Source organism: Micromonospora sp. NPDC049171, from assembly GCF_040648275.1.
Taxonomy (GTDB): Bacteria; Actinomycetota; Actinomycetes; order Mycobacteriales; family Micromonosporaceae; genus Micromonospora.
The window spans coordinates 220,006-244,345 of record NZ_JBEZDJ010000007.1; the positions used below are offsets into that span (position 1 = coordinate 220,006).

Annotated in this window: 16 protein-coding genes; 5 read left to right on the forward strand and 11 right to left on the reverse strand. The window is 71.6% G+C overall.

The window, feature by feature from the left end; translation table 11 throughout:
- Window positions 1-92 precede the first annotated feature (92 nt).
- From AB0B14_RS11825 to AB0B14_RS11870, 10 genes are all read right to left on the reverse strand, one after another.
- Window positions 93-2,132, reverse strand: coding sequence for a beta-galactosidase (locus AB0B14_RS11825; RefSeq protein WP_357070074.1), 2,040 nt, complete (start codon window positions 2,130-2,132; stop codon window positions 93-95).
- Between the two features lie 71 nt (window positions 2,133-2,203).
- On the reverse strand, window positions 2,204-3,175 hold the full coding sequence (locus tag AB0B14_RS11830) for an acetylxylan esterase (RefSeq protein WP_357070076.1): 972 nt from the start codon (window positions 3,173-3,175) through the stop codon (window positions 2,204-2,206).
- Window positions 3,176-3,217: 42 nt separating this feature from the next.
- Complete coding sequence (gene dgoD / locus AB0B14_RS11835; protein WP_357070078.1) at window positions 3,218-4,363, reverse strand: galactonate dehydratase; 1,146 nt, start codon at window positions 4,361-4,363, stop codon at window positions 3,218-3,220.
- Complete coding sequence (locus tag AB0B14_RS11840; protein WP_357070080.1) at window positions 4,360-5,625, reverse strand: enolase C-terminal domain-like protein; 1,266 nt, start codon at window positions 5,623-5,625, stop codon at window positions 4,360-4,362. The genes dgoD and AB0B14_RS11840 overlap by 4 nt, the downstream gene beginning before the upstream one ends.
- A 55-nt stretch (window positions 5,626-5,680) precedes the next feature.
- Window positions 5,681-7,903, reverse strand: a complete 2,223-nt coding sequence (locus AB0B14_RS11845; RefSeq protein WP_357070082.1) for an FAD-dependent oxidoreductase — start codon at window positions 7,901-7,903, stop codon at window positions 5,681-5,683.
- 21 nt (window positions 7,904-7,924) lie between these two features.
- Window positions 7,925-8,764: a carbohydrate ABC transporter permease gene (locus tag AB0B14_RS11850; protein WP_357070084.1), complete on the reverse strand. Its 840-nt coding sequence runs from the start codon at window positions 8,762-8,764 to the stop codon at window positions 7,925-7,927.
- Window positions 8,761-9,708: a sugar ABC transporter permease gene (locus AB0B14_RS11855; protein ID WP_357522397.1), complete on the reverse strand. Its 948-nt coding sequence runs from the start codon at window positions 9,706-9,708 to the stop codon at window positions 8,761-8,763. The genes AB0B14_RS11850 and AB0B14_RS11855 overlap by 4 nt, the downstream gene beginning before the upstream one ends.
- Window positions 9,709-9,714: 6 nt before the next feature.
- The gene (locus AB0B14_RS11860) at window positions 9,715-11,028 is read right to left on the reverse strand and encodes an extracellular solute-binding protein (RefSeq protein ID WP_357070088.1); all 1,314 of its coding nucleotides are present in this window, start codon (window positions 11,026-11,028) and stop codon (window positions 9,715-9,717) included.
- A complete protein-coding gene (locus AB0B14_RS11865) occupies window positions 11,025-11,921 on the reverse strand; it encodes an NAD(P)-dependent oxidoreductase (protein ID WP_357522398.1) in 897 nt (298 codons plus the stop codon). Before AB0B14_RS11865 ends, AB0B14_RS11860 begins: the two co-directional genes overlap by 4 nt.
- Window positions 11,918-15,121, reverse strand: coding sequence for a sugar-binding protein (locus tag AB0B14_RS11870; RefSeq protein WP_357522399.1), 3,204 nt, complete (start codon window positions 15,119-15,121; stop codon window positions 11,918-11,920). The genes AB0B14_RS11865 and AB0B14_RS11870 overlap by 4 nt, the downstream gene beginning before the upstream one ends.
- Window positions 15,122-15,461: 340 nt before the next feature.
- Between AB0B14_RS11870 and AB0B14_RS11875 the strand changes: the two genes are divergently transcribed.
- Window positions 15,462-16,163 carry a helix-turn-helix domain-containing protein gene (locus tag AB0B14_RS11875; protein ID WP_357070094.1) on the forward strand — a complete coding sequence of 234 codons (702 nt, stop codon included), beginning with the start codon at window positions 15,462-15,464 and terminating at the stop codon, window positions 16,161-16,163.
- Between the two features lie 64 nt (window positions 16,164-16,227).
- On the opposite strand, the gene AB0B14_RS11880 is transcribed toward AB0B14_RS11875, so the two are convergent.
- Window positions 16,228-16,485, reverse strand: coding sequence for a sigma factor-like helix-turn-helix DNA-binding protein (locus tag AB0B14_RS11880; protein WP_357070096.1), 258 nt, complete (start codon window positions 16,483-16,485; stop codon window positions 16,228-16,230).
- A gap of 287 nt (window positions 16,486-16,772) precedes the next feature.
- Between AB0B14_RS11880 and AB0B14_RS11885 the strand changes: the two genes are divergently transcribed.
- From AB0B14_RS11885 to AB0B14_RS11900, 4 genes are read left to right on the forward strand one after another with little or no spacing between them, the layout of a single operon-like run.
- Window positions 16,773-17,705, forward strand: coding sequence for an ABC transporter ATP-binding protein (locus tag AB0B14_RS11885; protein ID WP_357070098.1), 933 nt, complete (start codon window positions 16,773-16,775; stop codon window positions 17,703-17,705).
- Window positions 17,702-18,409 carry an ABC transporter ATP-binding protein gene (locus AB0B14_RS11890; RefSeq protein ID WP_357070100.1) on the forward strand — a complete coding sequence of 236 codons (708 nt, stop codon included), beginning with the start codon at window positions 17,702-17,704 and terminating at the stop codon, window positions 18,407-18,409. The genes AB0B14_RS11885 and AB0B14_RS11890 overlap by 4 nt, the downstream gene beginning before the upstream one ends.
- 7 nt (window positions 18,410-18,416) lie before the next feature.
- Window positions 18,417-21,578 (forward strand): permease, encoded by a 3,162-nt coding sequence (locus AB0B14_RS11895; protein WP_357522400.1) that lies wholly within the window; start codon window positions 18,417-18,419, stop codon window positions 21,576-21,578.
- Window positions 21,575-24,334 carry an FtsX-like permease family protein gene (locus AB0B14_RS11900; RefSeq protein ID WP_357522401.1) on the forward strand — a complete coding sequence of 920 codons (2,760 nt, stop codon included), beginning with the start codon at window positions 21,575-21,577 and terminating at the stop codon, window positions 24,332-24,334. The genes AB0B14_RS11895 and AB0B14_RS11900 overlap by 4 nt, the downstream gene beginning before the upstream one ends.
- Window positions 24,335-24,340: the final 6 nt, after the last annotated feature.

Here is a 24,340-nt window from a genome sequence, read left to right on the forward strand (position 1 = left end):
GCTCCTCGCTGAGGATGGGCGGGCCGGCCTGCGAGATCGCGCGGCACGGTTCGGTCCAGGCGGCGCCGCAGCGGGCGCCGAGGGCCAGGTGATCATGATTTACCCGCCGGGTCCGGGACCGCGGCGCGACGCAGGACCGCTACGGCGCGCGGTGCCAGGACTGCGGTCCCGGCGCCGAGCCGTTCGCCGCCGACGGCGGAGATGTCGAGGGGCTGCCCAGTACGGTTGATCAGGAACCAGTACGGTCCGCGTACGGCCAGTTCGACGCGACCGCGCAGGCCCGGCGGGAGTTCGCTGTGGATGCCGGCTCGTTTCGCCAGGTCGGCCAAGACGACGCTGAGCCCGTCGGGCCGCAGGCGGGTGGAGACGTAGGCGGCGGATCCGGAACCCACGGCCCGACGGGTGATGGCCGGGCGGCCAGTCTGGCCGCCGTGGCTGTACCGGGCCAGGACCTCGGTCGTGGGGTCCGTGAGGTCGATGCGGTCGGTCCACAGGGTGCCGACCGTGCCGTTGTCGAGATCGACGCACTCCTCGTCGGGCAGGGGAGCGAACTCTTCGATCCTGATGCCGAGCAGATCGCGCAGGGCTCCCGGGTAGCCGTCGAGCCAGACGTGGTCGTGCTCGTCCACGATGCCGGAGAAGTAGGTGGTGACGAGGTGGCCGCCGCCGGCGACGTAGCTGCGTAGCCGGTCGGCGAGTGCGCCGGGCACGACATGCAGGATCGGGGCGACGAGCAGACCGTAGCGATGCAGCGGCGCGTCGACGGGGACCACGTCGGCGCGGATACCGAGTTTGAGAAGGGCGGTGTACCAGTCGAGGGCCTCCTGCCGGTAGCGGAGCCGGTCGCTGGGGTGTGCGTCGTGTTCCGCCGTCCACCAGGATTCCCAGTCGAAGACGATGGCCGTGCCGGCCGGCCGGCGCGTCGTGCCGGCCACCTCGGCGAGATCGCGCAGCGTGGCGCCGAGATCGGCGACGGCGCGGAAGATGGTGCTGTCGACGCCGGCGTGGGGCACCATCGCCGAGTGGTACTTCTCGGCGCCCGCCGCGGACTGGCGCCATTGGAAGAAGCAGACCGCGTCGGCGCCGTGGGCGACGTGCGTGAGCGAGTCGCGGGCCATCTCGCCTGGCTCCTTGGCGACGTTGATCGGCTGCCAGTTGAGCGCGCTGGTGGAGTGCTCCATGAGATACCACGGCCGCCCGCCGGCCAGGTTCGCGGTGAGGTTGGCCGAGAACGACAGTTCGTCGTGCGCCTGCGGGCCCGGCGTCGTGTAGTGGTCGTTGGCGATGAAGTCGACCTCGGCGGCCCAGTCGGCGTAGTTGATGGCCTTGGACCAGCCCATGACCATGAAGTTGGTGGTGACGGGAATGTCCGGGGTCACTTCGTACAGCACGGATCGTTCGGCGCGCAGGTGGTCCTTGAGCGCATCGGAGGAGAACCGCTTGAAGTCCAGTTGCTGCGTCGGGTTGGGGTGCGTGGTCGCCAGCCGTGGTGGCAGGATCTGCGCCCAGTCGCTGTACTGCTGCGACCAGAACGTGGTCGCCCAGGCCCGGTTGAGGGCCTCCAGGGTGCCGTACCGGCGGCGCAGCCAGTGCCGGAACGCGGCTGCGGCGTCGTCTGAGTAGTCGTAGGCGTTGTCGCCGCCCAGTTCGTTGTTGACATGCCAGGCGGTCAGCGCCGGGTGGTTGCGGTACCGCTCGGCGAGTGCGCGGGTCAGGCGGAGCGCATGCGATCGGAAGATCGGCGAAGTCGGCCGCCAGTGCTGCCGGGCGCCGGGCCAGATGGTGCGGCCGTCTCGGTCGATCGGCAGGATCTCCGGGTGCATCGTGGTCAGCCAGGGCGGCGGGGATGCGGTCGCGGTGGCCAGGTCGACGGCGATGCCGTGGGCGTGCAGCAGGTCCATGACGTCGTCGAGCCACGCGAAGTCCCACACGTCCGCCTGCGGCTGGATCCGGGCCCAGGAGAAGATCGCCAGGGAGACGATGTTCACGCCGGCCACCTGCATGGCTCGAACGTCCGCGTCCCAGATGTGGCGGGGCCACTGCTCGGGGTTGTAGTCGGCGCCGAACGCGAGACGGCTCCGGGACGGATCCGATGGCCAGCGCAGCCATCGGTGATTGGGGTGCGGCTGCATGCCGGCTCCTCCTTCGCGGTGCTGCTGATGGTGACGTGATCCCGGTCGCCGGCGGGTCGGCTGTGCCCCGCTCACCCGCTGAGCGGCTTGGCGGCAAACCTCAGCTTCTCGGCCTCATGGAACGCCTGGCCCCCTTCGTGGCCGTTGAACGGGTAGACGCGGATCTCCTTCGGTCCCGCGTAGTGGTTGTACGAGGCGAACACGGTCGAGGGTGGGCAGGCTTGGTCCATCAGCCCGACGGAGTACAGCGCCGAGGCGCTGGCCCGCTTGGCGTGGCTGACCGTGTCGAAGTACGAGAGCGTGCGCAGCACCTGATCCCGTTCGTCTCGGCGGACCTTGAGATAGCCGGTGATCTCGGCGTACGGCGAGGCGTCGGTGATGGTCAGCGCACGGGAAAAGTCGGCGAGGAACGGGACGTCGGGCATTGCGGCCACAAGACCTGACGCGAGGCCGGCCACGGCGGTGGCGATTCCGCCACCCTGGCTGGTCCCGGTGACGGCCACCCTGCTCGGGTCCACCTCGGACAGCTCACGTACGGCGTCGACAGCACGGACCCCGTCGGTGAAGACCCGGCGGTAGTAGTAGGTCTCCGGACTGGCGATGCCTCGGGTGGTGAAGCCCGCGATCGCGGGGTCACCAGTGGGGTCAGGATCGGGTGTGTCGCCCCTGGGGCCCTTCGCGCCCTGACCCCGGGTGTCCATGATGAAGTGGGCATATCCGGCCATGGCCCACAGCGGTCTCTCATGCGGCAGGCCGCGGCCCCCGCCGTATCCGACGTACTCCACCACGGCGGGCAGTGGACCGCTGCGGGTGACGGGCAGGTGCAGCCAGGCCTTGACCGGGTTGCCGTCGTAGCCGGCGAAGGTGACGTCAAGGGTGTCGATCACTGCGAGCCCGTTGTCGGCCGGTGTGACGGTGAGATCCAGCTGATGGGCGCGCGCGTCCTGGAGCGTCGTGGTCCAGAAGCTGTCGAAGTCCTCCGGCTCCGCGACGTCGGGCCGGTAGCTGCGCAGAAGGTCTTCGGGCAGGTCGAACAGTGCCATGGCATCTCCACGGGGCTGGTTGGTCGGGAGTCGGGCGGGTCGTCACCACTCGGTGAACGCGCCGTCCGGGCCGCGCCAGACGGGGGAACGGAACCGGTGGCCTCGTGCCGCCGCCTCGCGCACCGCGTTTTCGTCGACGTCGATGCCGAGACCGGGTGCGCCGAGTCGCTCCACGTGCCCGTCGCGCAACCGCAGGACGTCGGCGTCGACGAGATAGTTCAGGCCGTCCTGGCCGTTGTTGTAGTGGATGCCAAGGGCCTGTTCCTGAATGAGAAAGTTGGGTATGGCCAGGTCGATCTGCAGGCATGCGGCCAGGGCGATGGGGCCGAGCGGGCAGTGCGGGGCCAGGACGGCGTCGTACATCTCGGCGACCGCGGCGATGCGCCGGACCTCGGAGATGCCTCCGGCGTGCGAGAGGTCAGGTTGGACGACTGCCACACCGGCGTCCAGGACGTCCCGGAACTCGCGCCGCGTGTAGAGCCGTTCGCCAGTGGCGATCGGCAGTGCGGTCGCCGTGACGATCCGGGCGATGTCGCTGGAGTACTCCGGCCGCAGCGGTTCCTCGACGAACAGGGGCACGTACGGCTCCAGCAGCGGCAGGAGGCGACGGCTGGCGGGGATCGAGGCTCGGCCGTGCAGGTCGATCGCCACGTCGTTGTCGGGACCGATCGCCTCCCGGACCATGGCCAGGAGATCGACGACGGATCGCAGGACCGCGGGTGTGTCCAGGAACGCCATCGCGCCCGGCGGCGCGATCTTGACGGCGGTGTATCCAGCTGCGATCGCCGCCGCGGCGGCTTCGGCGACCTGTTCGGCGGTCTCGCCGTACGCCCAGCCGTACATCCGGACGCGGTCGCGTACCGGCCCGCCGAGCAGTTCGTGGACCGGTGCCCCGCGGACCTTTCCGGCGATGTCCCACAGCGCCTGGTCGATGCCGGCGACGGCGCTGGACAGCACGGGGCCGCCACGGTAGAAGCCGCCGCGGGTGAGGACCTGCCAGTGGTCTTCGATGCGCATCGGATCGCTGCCGATGAGCAGGTCGGACAGCTCACCGATCGCGGCCCGGACGGTCTCGGCGCGGCCCTCCACGACCGGTTCGCCCCAGCCGACGACACCGTCATCGGTGGTGATCTTCAGAAAGAGCCAGCGGGGCGCCACGAGGAAGGTCTCGACACGGTCGATTTTCACGGGGCCACGATCCCGCCGTCGAGATGCCGTACCTGGGCCGACCACCGTTCGTGAAGGTGCTCCACGGGCGGGTACTTGGCCGCCTCCGCCTCGTCGAGGCCGATGCCCCACCCGGGTGCGTCCGACGGAAAGAGGAAGCCGTTGCGGGGTGCGAGCGTGCCCGGGAACACCGCGTGGACGGCCGGTGCGTACTCGTGGCCCTCCTGGACGACGAACGCCGCGCTGGTCACGTCGAGCGCGACGTTCGCCGCCGCGCCGACCGGGGACACGTCGGCCGGCGCGTGCCAGGCGGTGCCCACACCGTGGAGTTCGCACAGGGCGACGAGCTTGCGCGCCGGGCTCAGGCCGCCGATCGAGGAGATGTGCAGACGCAGCAGATCGACGCCGCCACCCGTCACGAGCCGGGCCGCGTCGGCCACCGACGCCACCTGTTCCCCGGCGGCGATGGGCATGGGTGCGGCCGCGCGGACCTCGCTCAGCCGGTCGTAGAACTCCGGGGCGATCGGATCCTCCAGGAAGAACAACCGGTACTCCTCGAGCCGGCGGACCAATCCGACAGCCTGCTTGACGGTCAGCCGGGAATGGACGTCGTGCATCAGGTGCGGCTCGGGCCCGAGGGCCGCGCGGGCCTGCGCGAACAGGTCCGGAGTGTCGCGCAGGTAACGGTGCACGTCCCACCCGCCGGGATGCGGTGTTCCGGTGTACTCGCCGGGCGTGGCCGGAGCGCCGTAGGTTCCGGCGCCGGGGCCGCCGACCTGCAGCCGGACGTGCCGGTAGCCCCGATCGAGCAGGACGCGGGCCTGCTCCAGGGTGTCGTCGACGGTGGCCCCGCCGGCGTGCAGGTACGTGTCGGCCGCCGCTCGGACCCGCCCGCCGAGCAACTCGTAGACGGGCATGCCGGCCCGTTTACCGGCGATGTCCCACAGCGCCTGGTCGACGCCGGACAGGGCGTTGTTGGTGACCGGGCCGCTGCGCCAGTACGACGAGAAATGGATCATCCGGAAGATGTCCTCGATGTCGGCCGGATGGCGGCCGACGAGCAGCGGCGCGACATGACGGTCGACGGTGGCGGCGACCGCGTGGAACCGCTGGGTGAATGTCGCGCATCCGAGCCCGTACAGGCCGGGATCGGTGGTGTCGACCCGGACGACGACGAGGGGCACGCCCTCCGGGGCGGTGACGATCGACCGGACGCCGGTGATGCGCAGCCGGTCACGGCCGGGCCAGGGCGCCTGCGTCTCCGGCATGGGACTGAGGGGCACGGACGTGGTCTCCTGTTCGAGGATCGTTGCTTCGGTGGACTGCGACGGCAGACCGTCAGGCGTGGGCCCGCACGGCGATCAGCTGGGCCGACCCGGTGCCGTTGGTGGCGGTGACGACAACCCTGATCCGGTCGGTCACGATCGGGGCCGCGAGACTGTGCGTGCGGCGCCGCTGCCGGTTGTCGGCCACCGACACGAGCGGTTGCCAGCCGGCCCCGGCGGCACGGGCCTCGATCCGGTAGTCGCGCACGAGCGTCGGCATGAGCGTGAACGGCATCCGGTGATGGGGCAGATTGATCAGGTCCTCGTTGACGTCGTCGTTGGCGATGATCTCGACCCGGCTCACCGTCACCGGCTCCGCCCAGGCCAGTTGCAACCACGGCTCGCCGTCCGTGGCGAGGGGCCGCGACATCCACAGGTGCGGTCCGGCGAAGGGGCGCAGGTACCCGTCGACCACCTTGTCGGCGGAGTAGGCCGCGGTCGGACCGGTGCGCAGGCAGAAGGTCCGGCGGCGGAGGGCGCCGCTCTTCCACTCGAGCACCGGTTGCCGCTCCTCCAGGTCCGGCGTCGGCGGCACGTGGGACAGGGACAGAACGCCGGGGACGGTCGTGTCCGCGATGTGCAGGGTCACGGCGCGGTTGGCCCGCACCCGCAGGAAGGCGTTGCGCGCGGAGGGCGGCGTCCACTCCAGCGGAAGGCGGACCCACTGCCCGGCGCCCGCCCCGACCGGGACCTCCGCGCTGTCGACAAGCGTGCCCGGTACGTAGTTCTGCCCGAGGCCGGGGTCGTAGAGGTCCACCACGAGCGTCGTGGCCTCGGCCGCGTCGACGAGAAGTTCCAGCCCCGCCAGGACGGGATCGACCGGCAGCACGATGCCGGCGTCGGCGGTCAGCGGCCACTCCGCACCCGGTTCGGTCACCTCGATCCCGTCCAGCGTCGAGGACGCCGTCACCAGGGCCGTGCGGGCCTGATCGGTAGGGTCAGCCGCGGCCACGCCGATGAGGGACGCGTCGGAGCGCAGGAGCGTCTGTTGCAGGTGACCCACGTCGAGTTCGCGTGGGGCCACCTGCCGGTCGAGGCACAGGACGGCGGCGGTTCCCGCCGCCTGGCCCAGCGTCGCGCAGGTGGCCATCACCCGGGTCGACCCGAATGCGATGTGGCTGGCCGAGACGTTGCGTCCGGCGAACAGCAGGTTCGTGGTATTCACCGAGTACAGGCAGCGGTAGGGGATGTGGTACACGCCGTCCGGGTGCAGGTGTTTGGAGGCGGCCTCCGTCGCGTACATGCCCTGCGGGGGATGCATGTCGATGGACCAACCGCCGAAGGCGATCTGGTCGGGGAACTCCGTCTGGCCCATGATGTCGTTCTGGGTCAGCACGTGGTCGCCGATGAACCTCCGGTACTCCCGCTTGCCGGGGACGGCCCCGACCCACTCCAGGGTCATCGTGTCCGCGTCGAACCGGCCGGAGTTCTTGATGTGGTCCCAGATGCCGTAGATGACCGACCACAGTTCGTCGCGGATGACGTCGTTGTCGTGGACGGTGTCCAACTCGCCGCCGTACTCGATCCACCAGTACGCGGTGCCGTTGTCGCCGGCCCGGATAAGGCGCTGCTGCGGGATGCTGGTCCGCGTGATGTCCTTGGCGAACGACGGCGCCACGTAGGTGACCGGCTCACCTGCGTCCTTGGTGTAGAAGAGCAGGGTGCTGCCGAGGGTGATGTCGTCGGCCTCGGCGGGCGCCCAGGGTTCGCCGTACTGGCCGCTGGCCTCGCGGCCGATGCGGTACTCGGCGCCGGCCAGGTGTCCGATCAGGCCGTCACCGGTGCAGTCGAGAAAGATCGGCGACGAGAAGTGGATGAGCCGCTCGGAGCCCATCATCCACCCGGTGACGGCGTGGATCTGCCGCGCCTCGGGCGGCCCGCCCGCCTCGACGTCACGGACGTCGGTGTTGAGATACAGGGAGATGTTCGATTCCGCCCGCACCGCGTCGAGCACGACCGTGTCCCACACGTACGGGTTGCCCTGCGGGTTGCGGTACTGGTTCTCCACGAACAGCTCACCCATGATCCCGCCTTCGCGGGCGTAGTGGTTGTCGCCGTGGCTCGTGGCACCCACCACCCAGACCCGCACCTCGCTGCTGGAATTGCCGCCCAGCACCGGCCGGTTGTTGATCAGCGCGACCGTCCGGCCCAGGCGGGCGGCGGCGATGGCGGCGCACACACCCGCCAGACCACCGCCGACCACTGTGATGTCGTGTGCGGCGTGTTCAACACGCATCGTTGTGAGCCTCCGTCGGTGTCACTTGAGCCCGGTGCGGCTCAGTGCGGACAGGAACTGGCGCTGGAACACGAGAAACACGATGATCATCGGCACGACCGACGAGGTGGCCGCGGCCATGGACAGGCCACCGGCGAGGCCGCCGTCGCCGTCGACGAAACGGGTCAGGCCGACGGGAAGCGTGTAGTTCTCGTCGGTGGAAAGCATGATCAGAGGCGTCTCGTAGCTGTTCCACGACCACACGAAGCCGAGAATCGCCAGTGCCGCGAGGACGGGCCGCGCCATCGGAAGGTAGATACGCCAGTAGATCGACCACTCGCCGGCACCGTCGATGCGGGCGGCCTCGGCGAGCTCTCCGGGCACGGCGGAGAAATGCTGGCGCATCAGGAAGGTGCCGAAGACGGTGAACATGCTCGGCAGGATCAGCGCCCACAGGGTGTCGTACAGGCCGACGGCCTGGAAGAACATGAACCGGGGCACGAGCAGCAACTGGGTCGGCACGATCGAGGTCGCGATGTAGAGCAGGAAGAGGCGGTCGCGACCTTTGAACCGCATGCGGGCGAAGGCGTACCCGGCGAGGGAGGACGTGAACAGCTCGCCGGTGACGGCAACGGTCGCCACGATCAGGGAGTTGCCGAAGTAGCGCAGCAGGGGCGGGTCGCCGGCCCACACGTCGACGTAGTTGACCCACCGAACCGGGTCGGGAATCCACGTCACCGGAAGCGTGAACACGTCGATGTTGCGTTTGAGCGAGGCCGAGATCATCCACAGCAGCGGAAGGGCGAAGAGCACCGCGATCGCCCACATGAGAGCGCTCAGCACCCAGGTTTGCAGGGTTCGGGCATTACGGCTGCGGGTCATGTGTAGAGCCCCCGTCCCTTCTGGAACCGCCACAGCACCAGCGTCAGCAGCAGCACCGCGGCGAACGTGACGACGCCTATCGCCGCGGCGTAGCCGAACTTGTAGGCCTGAAATCCGGACTGGTACATGTAGTAGGCCAGCACGGTGGTGGACTCCCCCGGGCCGCCGCCGGTCAGGAAGGCGATCAACCCGAACCCCTGCGACGTGCCGATGAACGACGTGATCGCCAGGAAGATGGTGGTCGGCATGAGGCTCGGCCACGTGATGGTGCGGAACCGGCGCCACGCGCCGGCGCCGTCGATCATCGCCGCCTCGTGCAGGTCCTGAGGCAGTTCCTGGAGAGCGGCCAGGTAGATCACCGCTTGGTAGCCCATGCCGGCCCACACCTGGATGAGCACGAGCGCCGGCAGAGCCCAATCCTCGGACACCAGCCAGGTCGGCGGCTCGGACAGACCCAGGATCCGCAGGGCCTGGTTGAGCAGCCCGGCGCTGGGGTTGAGCACGAGCAGCCAAACCATACCGATGGCGACCGTGTTGACCATGCTGGGTACGAAGAACACGACCCGCAGCGCGGCCCGGCCGACCAGCGGCCGGTTGAGGGCCAGTGCGAGCAGCAGGCCGAAGGCGATCGACATCGGCACGCCGAGGCCGGCGAAGAACACCGTGCGGCCCAGGGCTTTCCAGAACTTGGGGTCGGCGAACAGTTCGGCGAAGTTGTCCAGGCCCACCCACTCGATTCCGCCCAGGCCGGACAGCACGTTCCAGTGGGTGAACGCGATGCCCAGCCCGGCCAGCATCGGACCCAGAGTGAAGGCGATCAGTCCGACGAGATTGGGGGTGATGAACAACCACGGCAACCAGGAGCGGACCTCGGAGGGCCGGCGCCTGTTCTCCCGTACGACGGGCGGTACCGGCGACCGGGCTGGGCCAGCCAGAGTCTGCATGTGTCTCTAGCCCGCCTTTTTGATCGCCGCGTCGCACTGTTCCTTGGCGGTTCGGGCCCACTGATCAAGGCTGATGTTGCCGAGCAGGACCCGCTGGTTGAGCCCGTTCACGATCGTGGAGATCTCCGCGTGTGCCGTCTGGATGGTGTCCACGGGGATCCGCGCGTCCGAGGTCAGCAGGTTGGTGACCAGCGACCGGTCGTCGAACAGCTTCGCGGCGTCGGGTCCGCCCAGATCGGCGGCCAATTTGGCGGTGTCGCCACCGGGCAGCGACGGCAGCCGGCCGCCGGGCACCATGTGTGCCGCGCCTTCGCCGAGCCAGAACTGCAGGAGCGTGAAGGCGGCGTCCTGGTGGCGGGACTTCTTCGTGATGGCCACGTTGTCGCCGTAGCCACCGGTGTTCCAGAACCGCGCGCCCTTCTGCGGCGCCGGCATCGGCAGCAGAACGGTCTGGAAGTCGTGCGGATACTCCTTGGTGTCCTTGATGTAGCGCAGGACGAACGGCTGGGAGATCCACATCGCCACCTTCCCCGTGAGGAACGGGGTCTGGGCGAACGCGTCCCACTTCTGCGCGACGATCTCGGTCATCGGCGCGGCGGATTTCTCGGCCATCATGTCCAGCCGGAGTTGGAAGTTCTCCCGGAACGCCGGGTGGTCGAAATTGGACTCGCGGCCGCCGGCCTTGTAGGTGAAGTCCGGGCCGATCTGCTGACGGGCAAGGTCCGGCGGGATCAGACACCCGTACACGCCGTTGCCGGACAGCTGTTTCGCGATCGCGCGAAAGTCGGCGGTCGTCCAGTCCGCCGGGACGGTGACGCCGGCCTTGTCGAGCAGGCTCTTGTTGGCCAGCACCGTCTCCACGCTGCGGCTGGCCGGAGCGGAGTACGCCTTACCGTCGAAGAAATTGTTGCTGGCCGGTTCCGTGCCAGGGGCGAAGACCTTCAACGCCGCGTCACCGGCGAGCCGGTCGGTGAGGTCGGTGAGCAGACCCGCCTCGACGCGTTTGGCCAGGGCCGAGCGCGCGTACGACACGACGACGTCGATGTCGAGACCGCCCTGCAGCGCGGTGTCGAGCTTGAGGTTGCCCTGGTCGTCGTTGACGTAACGGGTGTAGTTGACCTTGATGTTCGGGTACTTCGCGGTGAACGCGGCGAACAGGGCGTTGGGTCCGCTCTCCGGAGGGACTCCGCCCCACACGTTGAGGGTCACCGTGCCGGCGTCACCGGACTCGCCGCCCTTGCCGCAGGCCGAGAGGACGGCGGCGGAAGCCAGTCCGGCCGCGCCCGCGAGCAGGCGCCGGCGGCTGATCGTACGTGTCATGGCGTCACTTCCTGATCTGAGGATGGTGGCTGTCCGGGTAGGGACAGTGGGTAGAGGTGCTCGGGGGTGAAGCCGAGCAGCCGCCTGGCCCGAGCGGTGTCGATGGCGACGCCCCGGCCGGTCCATCGCGTCCGCCGGGGCACCCCCGGCAGGTGCTCGTCCAGCAGCGCCTCCGTATCGGTGGCGCTCAGGGTGTCCGGGGCGGCGACGAACACCGCGTGGAATCCCGTCACGGGGGCGGTGAGGGCCAACAGGCCGGCGCGGGCGGCGTCGCGGGTGTCCAGATAGGCCCACAGGTCGGTGGCCCCCCAGGACGGGTGTTCGGCGTAGTTGCGGGCGTAGGTGTCGAACTGGTCGCCGGGACCGCCGAGCAGCGGCAGGCGCAGTGCGACGACGGTCATCCCGTGCCGGCGGGCCATCATCGCGCCGATCGCCTCGTCGGTCTGCTTCGACAGCGCGTACGGGTCGGCCACCTGCAGCGGCAGATCCTCGTCGATGGGCAGGTAGGCCGGTGTCTGCGGGTACGGCGACCAGGGCAGACCGGTCACCGAAAGGCTGCTGGCGATGACGGCCCGGCCGACGCCCTGCTGAGCCGCCTCCTCCAGCACGGTGAACGTGGCCCGGGTGTTGGTGGTGAACACCTCGTGCGGTGTGCCGAGGGTGGGCGCGGGGATCGCCGCGCAGTGAAATACGGCGTCGACCCCCGCGAGGGCGTCGCGTACCACGATCGGGTCCCCGGCGGATCCGGTCACCATCCGGCCCGCCTGGGTGTCGCCCGGGTCGTGCAGGTCGAGACCGGTGGTGGGGATGTGCCGGTTGGCGAACAGCGTCAGCGCCGCCCGACCCAGCCGTCCGGCCGCACCGGTGACCAGGACCCGCCGGGGCCCGCTCACGGCGCCATCACCTGCACCGGCCGCATCTCCGCGGTGTTCTTGGCCAGGACGATGCCGCCGCCCCACTGGATCCAGCCGGCCCGGCCGATGCCGTCGTCGTCATCGTTGACCACGAAGGACAGGGCGACCGGTGCGGTGGGCGGACCGGTCAACCCGAGGGCGGACCAGGGCACCGACACGCGGTAGGAGGTGGTGGTTCCGGTCCGGACGATCGCCGCCGTCGCGCCGGGCGTCGCCCCGGCCACTCCGCCGGCCGGTGGCGTGAAGGTGTACACGGCCGGACCGGTGCCCAGCAGCGCCGCGCCGATCTCGACGCGGGCGGTCGACCGCCCCGGAAGGTCGGGGCTGATCGCCAGTTGGATGGAGTCGCCGTCCCACATACTGCCGGCCGTCTTCGTCTGGGCGTGGACGTTGTCGGTCACGTCGGCCGTCAACCACAGGGCCTCCGCGGTGCGGGTGAGCTTGACGGTGCCCGACAGGTCCGACGCACCGCCATAGGGAACCCGCCGGTAGTCGACCGCTCCGTCGGCCGTCAGATTCACGGGTACGACGGCGTTCTGTCCGTCGGCCTCGATCGGGTTGAAGCCGACGGCCCCACCGGCACGGAACGCGCCCAACTGTGCCGTGTCGACGCGCACCGACATGTCGGAGGACTTCCACGCGACGATCCCCGTGACCGGGATGTCGACCGAGGTGACGGAGTTCGGCGGGACCGGGGCGACGCCGGTCACCGTGCCGCTCTGCGTCCCCACCGTCCACGCGATCTGCGAGACGTCCAGAGCCGTCGCCGATTTGTTGTTGGTGATCTTCACCCGCAGCGAACCACCGAGCGGCCCGACCGACGTCACGATCGGATCGACTGTCGCCACGACCGGATCGGTGATCATCGCGTCGTCGCGCAGCACCATCGACGCCGATCCCCCGGACCCGGCCCGCACGTGTACCGTTCGCGGGCCCTTCACCGTGCTACCGGGAACGGTGACGGTCTTCGTTCCCACCTGCCCGGCCGGCGCGTACACCGCGTAGGTGTTGTCCTCGACGTGGAAGTTGGTCCACGTGCCTCCACCACCGTGGGTCCGGTCCACCTTCAGCGTCACCGGGATGTCGTCGCCCACGGCGACCGTGTCCGGAACCGAGACGGAGTACACCTTCGGGTTGCTCACCGCGAGGGCCGTCGGCTTGCCCTTGGTGAAGACCGGGTGCTCGGTCAGGTCCAGCGTCACCTTGCCCTGTAGGGGTTCCAGGGTGTTCGACCGGCCGTAGGCGTTGGTGACCGTGACGGGGGTGGTGGTGCTCAGCTCGACCTGGGTCGGTGTGGTCGCCCACATCACCCGGGCCGGCGCCTTGCCGGGCCCGCCGGCGAACTCGTACGAGTAGACACCCGACCCCAGGTTGTCGGCGGCACGGAAGTCCAGACCGGCGAGCTGGCGGATCAGCACCGACTGCGTGACCAGCGCCGGCTTCGGGGCGTAGGCGTTCATCCCCAGGTACCCGGGACGGCGCAGCACGCCGAAGTTGTACTCCTGGTTCGACGCGGTGGTGCCGTCGTTGAGGAAGTCGTACCAGTAGTAGCGGCTGGCCCCGTTGGCCACGGCCAGGCTGGCCGCCCGGACGAGGTAGTCGCCCTGCTGCAGCTCGGTGACGCCGCCGTTGGTGTGGGTCGGGAATCCGTTCTCGGTGATGTCGATCGGCATGTCGCGACCGTTGTTGTAGCGGCGGATCAGGTCCCTGAACGTCGGGATCAGGGTCAGGCCGCGGACCTCCGGCGGGGCCGGAAAGCCGTAGAGATGCGCGCTGAAGCGGTCCATGTACTGCAGGCCGCCGATCTGGAACAGCTCTTCCCACCACGCGGGTCCGCCGCCGGCCGGCGCGACGACCTCGGCCTGCGGGTGGTCGGCCTTCACCTTGGCGTAGGTCGCCTGCAACAGCGGTAGGTAGCACTGCGGGGTACGACCGCACAGGCCGTTGTTGAAGCCCCCGTCGAACTCGTTGTACACCTCGACCTTGTTGGTACCGGAGAGGGTGAGCATCGCTGAGGCGTAGGCGGCGAAGGCGGCGTGGCCTTCCGGTGTGCTCGGCGTCTTCCCGCCGTCGTAGAGCGGATTGGCGAACGCCGCGACCAGCAGAGGCTCCATGCCGTTGGCGGCCAGCCCGTTGAGGAACGGGGCGCCGTAGGTGGGCATGGTGTAGGTGCCGGCGGTCTTCTCCACATGCTGCCAGGACAGGGCGTCGCGGACGTGGGTGTAACCGACCTTCGCCATCGTGGGGACGAGACTGGGCGGGTCGCTCTGGGAGAAGTGGGTCCCGACTCCCCACGGCGCCCCGGGCCGCCGGGCGTCGGCGGGAAGCGCGTCCAGCAGCGCCACCGGCGTGTACCGGGTGACCGGGAGTCCACCCACCTCGGCCGTGACGCCGAGGGTGTAGTAGCCGGGCTTGACCGCGGCGAGGTCGACCGCCGCCGTGCCACCGGACACCGCGGCCGTGCCGCTGGCCGCCGGCACGCCCTGCTCGTCGGCGGCCGCCCAGCGCACGCTGGCGGCGCTGGAGGTCACCGGGATGGTCCGCGGCTCAGATCCGCTGAAGACCAGGTTCGTCGCGGTGATGCGCACCGCCTCGGCGGTGCTGAAGCTGACCGAGACATCGGCCACGCACAGGTCGGTGGCCGACCGCCCGAGCCGGCTGTCCCAGGAGGCGATGCGGAAGTCGGCGCCGGACGGCAGATCGCCCTTGAACTCGGCGTCGGCCAACTGGAAGACGTAGGAACGCCAGACGTTCCCGCCGGTCAGCGGGACGGCGTCGCCGGCCCGGTTCTGCCCTGTGCCGTCGTACTGGATCGTGAAGTGTCCGGGGCCGGCGTCGAAGTAGCTGACCTTGACGAACGCGTAACCGGTGGTGGCCGGCTGCCGGGCGGCGTCGACCCGGAAATACAGGAAGTCATTGGTGATCGGCGTCTGCGTGGTGGTCCAGCAGGGGCGGCCGCCCCGCTCGGTGGCCGCCGCGGAGATCTGGCCGGAGGCGTCGCCGGGATTGCCGGCCATACCGTTCCACTGTGGGGTCGCCGAGAGCACCGCGGAGGCTGCGGCGGCGTCGGCGGACGCTGGATGCGCGACGCCGATCATCGGCAGACCGATGAGGACGGCCAGTCCGGTCGCGACGCGCATCCGCCACCTGTGGCGGTGCACGTTCGAGGGTCGTGTCAAGGTCATCACCTCTCGGCTCAGCCACGGTCGACTCGTTGGCGCATCGTCGTCCCGTGACTCGGGTCCGTGGCGAGCCGATCGGCTCGCCACGGTTCGGAGCATGTGGCGCCCTTCCGTCCATGGCGGCAGCCCGCCGGACCCACCCCGTGATGTGGAAAACCGACCCGGGCAGCAGTCATCGCGCCTGCTGGAGCAGGGTCAACTGCGGCGACCGGGCGGGATCGTTGGTCAAGTGCGGCGAGCGTAATGGTGCAGTAATAGCACCGTCAAGATGCTCCGCCGAAACCCACGCGACACGAATCCGTAGCATCCCGCCCCGGAGTGATGCTATAAATGCAACATGCTGCCGTCTCAGCCGAACAAATCACTCCAGGACGGGCTCGACTGCCTGCAGTTGCTGGCCAGTTCCGCTGAGGCCCTCGGCTCACGCGAAGTCGCAAGACGGCTCGGACTGGAACCTTCTCGCGCAAACAGGCTGCTCAAGACCCTCGCGCACATCCGGCTGATCGAACAGGACGAGCGGCGCCGCTATCGTCCCGGCCCGGGAATCCATGCCCTGGCCGCGCAGAGCCTCTTCGGGTCCGGCCTGATCCGCCGTGCGCTCGGGCCGCTCGGCGAGCTTCACGTCCACGGTCACACCGTGGCCATGGGCGTGCTCTGGCGCGACCAGATGTCGTACCTGTACCACGCCGACCCGGGCATGGACACCAGCACGGCCCTCGGCCGGATCGGCCTCTTCCCGGTCACCCGATCCGGGCTCGGGATGGCCCTACTGGCCGCTCAGGACGACGAGGACGTCCGCGCCATGTGGACAACCAGCGCGAACGAGACCCCGGTCGAGCAGGTCCTCACCGATCTTGCGGAGATCCGCGAAGCCGGTTTCGCCCTGCGCGCCGGTAAGACCGAACGCACCGTTGCCGTCACCGTCGGCTCAGCACCGTACGCCGCGATCGGCATGTCCGGCCGCTTCCCCGACACGCAAATACCTGAACTCGTAAGCGCACTCCGGCACGCGGCAGAGAAGATCGACAAAAAAGGCTGAGGCGGACCTGAACCTCGGTACCCGCCCCGCCGCGAGGGCAGTCGCGCCAGCACCTCTACCGGAGTCATGCCTCGTACCCCTTCCGCGGCAGTTCGTGGCGTAACAACGCGCGGGTCCGGTTGAGCCGCGACTTGACCGTGCCGACGGGTACCGCGCAGATCTGCCCGCAGGCGTCCAGTGGCAGATCCTTCAGGTAGGACAGCAGGAGCACCTCCCGTTCCCGGGCCGGAAGCGCCGCCAGCGCGCCAGCGACCGTCCCCCGGTCGGCGAACGCCTCTCGCTCACCCAACTGGCAGCGAACCACCAGCAACGCATCGCTCATCGGCCCTCCTTCGCCCATTCAGTCGGGGTGGGTGCCCGGTAGGTTCACGACCCACCACAGCGGGAGCCGGCCCGCCGACACAGTCACCGGCCGGACCTCGTCCAGGATCAAGAAAAGCCGGCCAGAACCATGGTCAACGAAGCCGCCGATTGCGAAACTGCTTCAATCTGCGTCAGCACGGGCAACCGAGGCGCTTACCGAAACCCCGCGTGCCACCTGGGCGACACCACGTGCCCGCCCACCACCGAGACCGACTCGACGTCGGCACAACCCGGACGGAGAACGGCATGCCCAGCACCCCGCTGTCCCTGCCGCAGCCATCCGCACGGGCACCCGAGTTCGGCCGGGACGCGCTCATCGTCTGCGAGAACCTGGTGCGGATCTACCAGACCGGTTCGATCGAGGTGCAGGCCCTGCAGGGACTGGACCTGGCCGTGCGGAGCGGCGAGTTGGTCGCCGTCGTCGGTGCCTCCGGGTCGGGCAAGTCGACACTGCTCTCCATCCTGGCCGGCATCGACGCCCCCACCGCCGGGCGGGTCCGGGTCGACAGGTGGAACCTGCTGGCGATGTCCCGCGCGGACCGGGTGGACTACCGGCGGCACACCGTCGGGTTCGTGCGGCAGCAGACGGCGAGCAACCTGATCCCGTACCTGACCGCACGGGAGATGGTGGACCTGCCGATGACGGCGGCCCGGACCCCGAAGGAGGAGCGCCGGGAGCGCGCGGCCGAGCTGCTGGACAGCCTCGGCGTCGCCGACTGCGCCGATCGGCGCCCCGGGCAGCTCTCCGGAGGGCAGCAGATGCGGGTCGCGATCGCGGTGGCACTTGCCAACCAGCCGCGGGTCCTGCTCGCCGACGAGCCGACCGGTGAGCTGGACGCCGCCACGTCCGCGGAGGTCTTCGGCGTGCTGCGGGACGTCAACCGGCGCTACGGCGTCACAGTCGTCGTGGTGACCCACGATCCGGAGGTCAGCGGCCAGGTCGAACGGACCGTCGCGATCCGGGACGGGCGCACCAGCAGCGAGGTGCTGCGCCGCACCACCACCGACGCGGAGGGTGACACGCACGTGATCGCCGAGGAGTACGCCGTGATGGACCGCGCCGGGCGGGTCCAGGTGCCCCGCGAGTTCCGCCAGGCGCTGGCGCTGACCCGACGGGTCCGGCTGGCCCTGGAAGCCGACCACATCACCATCCACCCCGACTCGGGAAGCGGCGAATGAGCAGCGAGCCGCTGCTGCGCGTGCGCGGTGTCCACCGGCGCTTCCGCACCGGGCCGAGCGTCGTACACGCCCTGCGCGGTGTGTCGTTCGACGTGGCCGCCGGTTCGATGGTGGCGCTCGTCGGCCGGTCCGGCTCGGGCAAGACCACCCTGCTCAACGTCATCGGCGGCCTGGACCGCCCGGACGCCGGCACCGTGCACGTCGACGGCACCGACGTCACCGCGCTCGACGAGGATGGCCTGTCCCGGCTGCGGCGCGAGAAGGTGTCGTACGTCTTCCAGAGCTTCGGGTTGATCCCGGTGCTGTCGGCCGCGGAGAACGTCGCGGCCCCGCTGCGGATGGCCCGCGTCGCCCCCGCCGAACGCGAGCGGCGGGTCGAGTTGCTGCTGGAGCTGATCGGCCTGGCCGACCACGCCGGGCAGCGGCCGGCCGAGCTCTCCGGCGGGCAGCAGCAGCGGGTGGCGATCGCCCGCGCGCTGGCCGCCTCGCCCCAGCTTCTGCTCGCCGACGAACCCACCGGGCAACTGGACGCCGAGACGGGCCTCTCGGTGATGGCCCTGCTGCGCGGGATCGTGGAGTCCGAAGGTGTCACTGTCCTGGTGTCGACGCACGACGCGGTGATGATGGCCCTGGCCGATCGGGTGATCCGCATCCACGACGGGCACCTCGACGAACAGGCCCTCGACGAACAGGCCGCCGGGTGACGCGACGATGAGGCTGGTCAGCCGGCGCGCCCGCGCGCAGTGGCCGTTGCTGGCGGCCCTCCTCTTGGTCGTCACGATCGGCGCGACCCTGCTGGGCACCTGCACCCTGCTGATCACCCGCACCGCCGAGCGGGCGCTGGAGGTCGCCATGGCCCGCGCCGCCCCCGCCGCCGTCGACGTGACCGTCTACACCGGCACCGTGGAGGGCCGGGACACGTCGTCCGTCGCCGCCGACACCCGCAGCGTGGTGACCTCCGCGCTCGCACCGTTCCCGTCGACGACGACCGCGCGGGCGTCGACGGTGCTGCGGGCGCTGCCGCCCACGCTCGCCAAGGGCACCAGCGTTCCGGCCCAGGCGTACCTGTCGGGGATGGACGACCTGCCGACCCGAGGCGAGCTGATCACCGGGCGCTGGCCACAGCACCCTGGTGACGCGGTGCTGCTGGAGTCCACCGCACAACTGCTCGGCCTCACCCCCGGAAGCCGGGTACGCCTCGGCGCCGAGCTGGCCCACGCGCCCGTCCCGGCCATCGACGTGACAGTCGTCGGTGTGGTACGCCCGCTGCCGGGGCGCGGCTGGGACCGCGACCCGCTGGCCGCGGCCGGCTCCGCCCCCGGCTACCGGGACGGCCGCTTCCTGCAGCCGGTCAACGCCTACGGCCCGTTCCTCGTCGACCTCGCCGACCTGGTCACCACCGGTGCCACGGTCGACCGGATGGAGGTCACCACCCATCCGGACCTGTCCCACCCCAACCGCCACGACCTGGAGACCGTGGCCGGGGCCGTCCGCGACGCCGACCGCCGGCTGGCGGGCACCCTCGGCGACCGCGTCCGGCTCGCACGTGTCTCCTCCGAGCTGCCGCTGACCCTGCGGTCCGCCGACGACCAACGGCACGTCACCGCCGCCGTCGTGCTCGCCATCGCCGTCCTCGGCGGTGTCCTGACCGCGACGGCACTCGTCCTCGCCGGCCGACTGACCACGGGCATCCGCGCCGAAGAGACCACCCTGCGGTCCGCCCTGGGCACCAGCCGTCGCCAACTCGCCGCCACCGCGACATTCGAGGCCGGGCTCGTCGCCGCCGTCGCCGCCGCGCTCGCGATACCTGCCTCGTCGGCCCTGCACGCCGGCCTGACCCACCTGCCGCCGCTGGACGGCGCCGGCCTGACCGCCCGGCCGACCATCGCCGGTGCCCAGGTCCTCGCGGTCGTCGGCGGCGCGCTGGTGCTCGCCGCCGTCCTCACCGTCCTGGCGATCCGGCCCGTCCCGGCAGCCGGTGACCAGCGCACCCGCCGTGAACTGCTGGCCCGATCCGGTGCCGACGTGCTGCTCGCGGCATTCGCCGCCGCCGGCTGGTGGCAGCTCTACGCGCAGCCCACCGCCGCCAGCCCACGCGCCGACGCGGTCCGGGTGCTCGCGCCGGCGCTGCTGCTCACCGCGGGTGCCGCCCTGGCCCTCCGGGTGGTGCTGCCCGCCCTACGCGGCGCCGACCGGCTGGCGTACCGCGCCCGCGGGCTGGCGCTTCCGCTGGCGGTCGCCGAGGCCGCCCGCCGGCCACAGGCGGTCGCCGCCGGGCTGCTCGTCGGCCTGGCCTGCGCGGCCGGCACCTTCGGGCTCGCCTTCGACGACACGTGGCACCAGTCGCAGCGCGACCAGGCCGCGCTCACCGTCGGCACCGACCTGGCACTCACCCTCGGCACGGCGCCGGTGGCCGGAGAGGGCGCAGCCGTCGGCGCGGCCACCGCGGGAGCCGTGAGCCCGGTCCTCGACCGGGGCACCACAGTCGGTCAGTGGCTCGGCAACGCGGGCGTCGCGCCGCGCCTGGTCGCCGTCGACACCACCCGCGCCGACGCGCTGCTGCGCGGACGGCTGGACGGCGACCGCGGATGGGCCGACGTGGGCGCCACGCTGGCACCCCGTACCCGGGTCACCGGCCTCGCCGTACCGGCTGGCGTCCCGCTCGTCCTGCGGGGGACGGCCGGCGGCGGCACCCCGCTCGCCGTGACGCCCCGGCTGCTGTTGCAGGACGCCACCGGCCTCCGCACGTCCTGCACCGGTCCCGCCGTACCGCTCGACGGCCAGGAGTTTCGGCTGCCCGCCTGCGCGACGGCTGACGGGCAGCGTCTCGTCGCGGTCGCCCTGCCGGTCACCACCGACACGGTCGGCCGACCCGTCGACGTAGCCGTCACCCTCACCGTGCCGCCCACCGGGGCGGTGCAGACGTCCAACGGATCGGACTGGACCGCCACGTCCGCGCCGCCGATCCCGAGCAAGGTGAGCGACCTGACCGTCGGGGTGTCCGCCACACCGACGGGAACCGCGCTGCGGATGGCCGCGACCGTCGACGTCGGCGGCGCCGACGACGCCGCCCGGACCCTCGTCGCCACCGCATTCCCGGACCCGGGCCCGGTGCCCGTCGCCGTCTCCGCCCGCTTCGCCAGCGAGGTCGGCGCGAAGAGCGGCAGCCAGCTCAGCGTCACCGTCGGCATCACGCCCGTCCCGATCGTCGTCAGCGAGGTCGTGCCGAGCGTGCCGTCCGCCCCCGGCGCCGTCGCCGTCCTGGCCGACCTGGACACGCTCTCGCGCGCACGGGCCGTCACCGGCGACCTGACGTTCCCGGTCGACGCCTGGTGGGTCGGCCACCCGGCCGGTGCCGGTGCCGCCGAGCGGGCCACCAACCTGTATCTGGGCACCGTCACGACCCGCGAGGCGGAGACCGCCCGCCTCACCGGCGGCCCACTGCGCGTCGGGCTGCCGGCCGCGCTCCGGCTCCTCGTCCCGGCCGCGGCCCTGCTGCTGCTCGCCGGCGTCGTCCTGCACGTCACCTGTGACCTACAGGTCCGCGCCGTCGAGGTGACGCGGCTGCGCGGCCTGGGGATGTCCCGGCGCGGCATCCGGGCCGTGCTGCTCGGCCAACACGCCGGCGTTCTGCTGCCCCTGCTCGCGGCGGGCGCGGCCGTCGGCGCACTCGCCACCCGTGTGGTCGCTCCCCTGCTGGTGCGCTCCGACACCGGTGCCGCGCCCGTCCCGGCCACCCAGCCACACTGGCCGTGGCCAGCCGAGGCCGCGCTGCTCGCCGTACTGGTGGCCGGCTGCCTGCTGGCGGTCACCGTGGTGGTCACCGTCCAGGTCCGCCGGGCCGACGCCGCGCACCTGCGGGTGGGGCCATGAAGCGGTGGCTGACCCGCCGGTGGCCGGCACCGCACTGGCCCAGCATCCGCGGCCGGGGCCGTGCCGACGCCGGGGCGCTGCTGCTCACCGCCGCCGTCATCGCGGCCGTCGCGCTCCTCGCCGGGGCCGTGCCGACGCTGCTCCGCGCCGCCGCCGACACCGCCGTCCAGGACACGGTCCGCCGCGCCGGCAACGACTCGAACGTCCTCGTACAGGCCGACTGGGAACGCGACGACGGGCCGACCGGCGGACGCGTCCGGATGCCCCGCCTCGCCGACGAGGTCGACGGCTTCCGCGCCCGGGCGACCTCCGCGCTCGGGCCCGACCTGGACGCCGCGTTACTCCCGCCCGTCGCCGTCGTCAACGGCCCGATCCTCACCATCACCGACGCCAGCGTGCCGCGTACCTTCCAGCTCACCTACCTGGCCGGTGACCTCGGCAGCCCGGCCGTGACCTGGATCGCCGGCAACGCGCCCGGCTCCACTGTCTCCGACGAGTACGTCGAGACCCCCTACGACGGACCGCCCTGGCCGGTGCAGGTCGGCCTCTCCGAGGCCGCCGCCGCCGCACTGCACCTCGGCCCCGGCGATCGGATGCGGGTCAAGGACGCCCTGGGCAGCGACACGGACGTCCGGATCAGCGGGATCTACCGACCCGCGGACAGCGCCGACCCGGCCTGGCGACTCGCCCCGGCGCTCCTGCGCCCCGTGCCCGGCGCCGACGGCACGGGGACCACCCGGTTCGCCGGCCTGCTGTCGCGCGAGTCGTTGCCGGACGCCCGGCTCGCCGTCGCCGAGGGCCAACTACGCCGCACCATCCACTTCGCCCCCGACCCCGACGCGCTCACCTGGGACGCCACCGCGCCGCTCGCCAGCAAGGTGGTCAAGCTCAAGGCGGCCTCCGGCTCATCCGGTGCCCGCGACCAGTCCCTGAAGTGGGAATCGCAGCTGGACGCCACCCTGCGCGACGCCCGTGCCCGGAGCAGCGCGGCTTTCGCACAGGCCGCCGTCCTGCTCGCTGGCGTGCTGACCGCCACCGTGCTGGTCCTGCTCCTCGCCGCCGACCTGCTGGTCCGCCGCCGTACCCCGGTGCTGAGCGCCGCCCGGCAGCGGGGCGCGGCACTACCCGACCTCGGTACGGAACTGACCATCGAATCCACAGTCGTGTCCCTGTCGGCCGCCGCCGTCGGGCTCGCGCTCGCCCGCGCCGTCGCTCCGGGCGTCTCCTGGACCTGGGCCGTTCCCGTGGTCCTGGCCGGTACCCTCGCCGGGCCGGCGTTCGGCACCCTCGCCGCCGCCCGTGCCAGCCGCGACCGGCGCCAACCCGCCAACCAGGCCGCTCGGCGCTGGATCCGGGCCACCGGTCGGTTGCGCCGCGCCGCCGTGGAGGCCGCTGTCCTGATCGCCGCGGTCGCCGCCCTCGTCACACTGCACCAGCGCGGGCTGCTGCCCGTCGCCTCCGACGGCGCCACCGGTGAGCTGACCGGCGACCTGATCCTGCCGATCAGCGCCCCCGCTCTGGGCGCGCTCGTCGGCGCGCTCGTCCTGCTCCGGCTCCTGCCCCTCGGGGCGCGGTTCGCGCTCCGAGGGGCCCTGCGCTCACGCCGCCCGCTGGCCGTGTTCGGTGCCGCCCAGGCGGCCACGACGGCCGGGCGGGCGCTGCCACTGCTGGTTCTGGTCGGCACCACGGCGCTCGCGTCGTTCGCGCTCATCCTCGGCACCACAGTCAACCGGGGTCTGGCCGACGGCGCGTGGAGCACCGTCGGCGCGGACGCCCGCGTCGACGTCGGCGCCGACACCGAGGCCGCCACGCCCGCACTCGCCGAGCGCATCGCCGCCGCGCCCGGGGTAGGGCAGGTCGTCGTCGCGCAGGTGACCGACTCGGCACGCGTCTCCACCGATTCGACACCGCTCACCCCACGCCTGGTCGTCGTGGACGCCGCCGCGTTCCAGCGGCTGCTGGCCACCACTCCGCTGCCCGACGCACCGGCGCTGGCCCGGCTCACCGCACCCGGTCGTGGCTCCGGGGACGTCCCGGCGCTGGTCCGCTCGAGCGACGGCGGTCTGCGGACCGGCACGCGGCTGCAACTGTCCCGGGACGACGCCCCGGCGATCGGTCTCGCCGCGGTCGGTACCGCTCCCTCCGTCGGCGGCGCCGACGACGTCGTCATCGTGGACGCCACGGCGCTCGCCGACGCCGGGCTGCCCGCCGTGGCGAACACCGTCTGGGTGACCGGCCCCGGCGCGGCGCGGGCCGTGTCGAACACCGGCGTCGCCGCCGACGTCGTGCTGCGCGCGGACGTCCAGCGGGCGCAGCGGGTGTCGCCGCTGACCGCAGGGCTGCTACGGCTGGCATGGACGGCCGCCGCGGTGCTGCTGGCGCTGGGGTTGCTCGGCCTCACGCTCGCCGCCGCCGCCGGCGCGTCGCAGCGGTGGCAGACCCTGACCCGGCTGCGGACCCTCGGCCTGCGGCCACGCGACGCCCGCTGGGTGGCCGCCGGAGAGCTGCTGCCGCCGGTCGTGGTCACCGCGGTGTGCGGCCCGCTGCTCGGAGCCCTGCTCGCGCGCCTCACGCTCGGCCCGCTAGACCTGCGGCTGCTCACCGGCCAATCCGCCGACCCGGCGGCGGTCCTGCCGTGGTGGTTGCTGGGCCTGGTGAGCGTGGCGCTGCTGGCGACGGCCGCCGCGGTCGTGCCTGTCGAGTCGGCGCTGCGACGCCGCGACCGGCTGAGTGAGGTGCTCCGCGCCGGCGAGTGACCAACC

Coding starts and splice junctions, on each gene's coding strand:
- AB0B14_RS11845 (WP_357070082.1), bottom strand. CDS start 7,903: ATGCGTGTTGAACACGCCGCACACGACATCACAGTGGTCGGCGGTGGT.
- AB0B14_RS11850 (WP_357070084.1), bottom strand. CDS start 8,764: ATGACCCGCAGCCGTAATGCCCGAACCCTGCAAACCTGGGTGCTGAGC.
- AB0B14_RS11855 (WP_357522397.1), bottom strand. CDS start 9,708: ATGCAGACTCTGGCTGGCCCAGCCCGGTCGCCGGTACCGCCCGTCGTA.
- AB0B14_RS11890 (WP_357070100.1), top strand. CDS start 17,702: ATGAGCAGCGAGCCGCTGCTGCGCGTGCGCGGTGTCCACCGGCGCTTC.
- AB0B14_RS11880 (WP_357070096.1), bottom strand. CDS start 16,485: ATGAGCGATGCGTTGCTGGTGGTTCGCTGCCAGTTGGGTGAGCGAGAG.
- AB0B14_RS11860 (WP_357070088.1), bottom strand. CDS start 11,028: ATGACACGTACGATCAGCCGCCGGCGCCTGCTCGCGGGCGCGGCCGGA.
- AB0B14_RS11875 (WP_357070094.1), top strand. CDS start 15,462: ATGCTGCCGTCTCAGCCGAACAAATCACTCCAGGACGGGCTCGACTGC.
- AB0B14_RS11830 (WP_357070076.1), bottom strand. CDS start 3,175: ATGGCACTGTTCGACCTGCCCGAAGACCTTCTGCGCAGCTACCGGCCC.
- AB0B14_RS11895 (WP_357522400.1), top strand. CDS start 18,417: ATGAGGCTGGTCAGCCGGCGCGCCCGCGCGCAGTGGCCGTTGCTGGCG.
- AB0B14_RS11885 (WP_357070098.1), top strand. CDS start 16,773: ATGCCCAGCACCCCGCTGTCCCTGCCGCAGCCATCCGCACGGGCACCC.
- AB0B14_RS11825 (WP_357070074.1), bottom strand. CDS start 2,132: ATGCAGCCGCACCCCAATCACCGATGGCTGCGCTGGCCATCGGATCCG.
- AB0B14_RS11900 (WP_357522401.1), top strand. CDS start 21,575: ATGAAGCGGTGGCTGACCCGCCGGTGGCCGGCACCGCACTGGCCCAGC.